The sequence below is a fragment of the Streptomyces purpureus genome (assembly GCF_014648195.1).
Classification (GTDB): domain Bacteria; phylum Actinomycetota; class Actinomycetes; order Streptomycetales; family Streptomycetaceae; genus Streptomyces; species Streptomyces purpureus.
This window is the reverse complement of the sequence record NZ_BMQQ01000001.1, coordinates 140,051-142,444: the sequence shown is the minus strand read 5'-3', so window position 1 is coordinate 142,444 and position 2,394 is coordinate 140,051. Positions and strand designations below refer to the sequence as shown.

The following is a 2,394-nucleotide window of genomic DNA, read 5'->3' as shown; positions in this document are numbered from 1 at the left end:
CGGAAGGGGCGCAGGCGTCGATGTCGGTGTCGGTGTCGGGGGACACGGGCGAGCGGCCCGAGACGGACTGGCCGACGCCCTCCGCGTCGGGGGACACGCCCGCCGGGGCCCGGGACGCCGGCCCTCCGCGCGTCACCCACCCGCCGCGCAGCGCGCAGGCCCGCGCCCTGGCCTCCGGCCGGCCGGTGCACCGGCGCCACCCGGACCACCCCGAGCGGATGCTGCTCGCGGTGCCGCTACGGGCCGAGGCGGCGACGCTGGGGGTGGTCACCTTCGGCTGGGACCGGCACCCCGATCCGTTCGAGGCCGGTGAACTGGCCGTCGCCGACGAGCTGGCGGCGCGCGCCGCCGTCTGCATCGACAACGCCCGCCGCTACACCCGCGAGCACTCCGCGGCGCTGATGCTCCAGCGCAGTCTGCTGCCGCGGAACCTGCCGGAACTGACGGCGGTGGAGGTCGCCTCCCGCTACCTGCCGGCGGACGGCAAGGCCGGTGTCGGCGGCGACTGGTTCGACGTCATCCCCCTGTCGGGCACGCGGGTCGGCCTGGTGGTCGGCGACGTGGTCGGACACGGGCTGCGCGCGGCGGCCACGATGGGCCGGCTGCGTACGAGCGTACGGGCCTTCGCCCAGCTGGACCTCGCCCCGGACGAGCTCCTGGCCCGCCTGGACGACCTGGTCGGCCAGCCCGGCGACCCGTCGGACCTGGCCCTCGGGGTGACGTGCCTGTACGCGGTGTACGACCCGGTGTCGGGGGTCTGCCGGGCGGCGCGGGCCGGCCATCCGCCACCCGCCGTCGTCGACCCCGGCACCGGCGAGGTCACCTTCCCGGACCTGCCCCCGGGCCCGCCGCTGGGTCTGGGCGGACTGCCCTTCGAGACGGCCGAGCTGACCCTGCCGGAAGGCAGTGTGCTGGCCCTGTTCACCGACGGCCTGGTCCGGACCCACGACCGGGACGTCGACGACCAGCTCGACCGGCTGCGCACGGTCCTGGCCGACCACGACCGACCGCTGGACGAGCTCTGCGACCGGGTCACCGGCTCCCTGCTGCCCGGCCCGCCCGACGACGACGTCGCCCTCCTCCTGGTCCGCACCCGGATCCTCGACCACCACCGCACCGCGGAATGGGAACTGGCCGCCGACCCGGAGGTGGTGGGCCTCGCCCGCACGGCCGCCGCCACCCAGGTCCGCGACTGGGACCTGGACGAACTGACCTTCACCACGGAGCTGGTGGTGAGCGAACTGGTCACCAACGCGATCCGCTACGCCGGTTCGGGCCCGGTCCGCCTGCGCCTGATCCGCGACCGCAGCCTGATCTGCGAGGTCTCCGACACCGGCCACACCTCCCCCCACCTCCGCCACGCGAGCACCGACGACGAGGGCGGCCGCGGCCTGTTCCTGATCGCGCAGCTGACGCAGCACTGGGGGGCGCGGTACACGCCGACGGGGAAGACGATCTGGGCGGAACAGACGCTTCCGGCGGACTAACGTGCCGGGCGAAAGCGTAGCGCTTGCGATCTTAGGAGGAGAGGCGTAGAGAGGGAGTGAGGCAACTTCGCCCGGTCCCTGCAATATTGGGGATGGTCCCCATGCCTGACTCAGGCTGGGCTCTCCTCGGGGTGTTGATTCTGCTCGGCATTCTCGGTGCGGCAGGTGCGGCTTTCGCATGGCGGCTGGCCGTCAGGGAGGCAGCGCGCGAACCCAGGATCGAAGTGCTGGCCGGCATCGGAGGTGGATTGATCACCGGTATCGCCATAGGGGTGTCGGCTCTATTTCTCGAACAGTCACTCCAAGAGAGCCAGAAATACGCGGCGTGGCGCGCCAATGTCGAGATCGCCGAGGCCATACCCGGGTTCACGCCTGGAGACCGCGACATCAAGGGCATCAATTTCAGCGGAAAGGCGCTGCACAATGCGGATCTCAGGGGCGCAGACCTGCGGCATGCTCAGCTTCGAGACACCGACCTGACAGGGGCCGACCTCAGAGGAGCTCAGATGCAGGATGCGAACCTGATCGGGGCCAACTTCTATGAAGCAGATTTGAGGGACGCCGATCTTGACGGTGCCCAGCTGGAGAGTGCCAACTTCACTCATGCGATTGTCAACGGCCCAAAAACCTCCTTCCACGGCACGAGTATCAACTCGCTCACCTGCTGGCCAAAAGAATTTCTTACGGAGAAGCTCGAAGGGCACGATGTCGAGGGCGGGCAGGACGATGATTACAAGTGGGGCCAGAAGGTTCCCCACTGCGCTCTCTGGAAAGGCGGCGAGCGGGTCGGGTGAATGTCAGAGCTGGTGAACTGACAGACCATCGACACGAGCCCAGAAAACGATCAAGGGCCCTGTCTCACCGAAGTGATCCAAGGCCCTGACCTGGACAGAAAGTCCGACTCTCT

At 69.6% G+C, this 2,394-nt stretch carries 2 protein-coding genes; both read left to right on the top strand.

Features of this window, described 5'->3' with window-relative positions:
• The coding region (locus IEZ01_RS00630; protein ID WP_189199257.1) for an ATP-binding SpoIIE family protein phosphatase at positions 1-1,487 on the top strand (1,487 nt) is incomplete at its 5' end.
• 131 nt (positions 1,488-1,618) lie between these two features.
• Positions 1,619-2,281, top strand: a complete 663-nt coding sequence (locus IEZ01_RS35565; protein ID WP_267907241.1) for a pentapeptide repeat-containing protein — start codon at positions 1,619-1,621, stop codon at positions 2,279-2,281.
• Positions 2,282-2,394 lie beyond the last annotated feature (113 nt).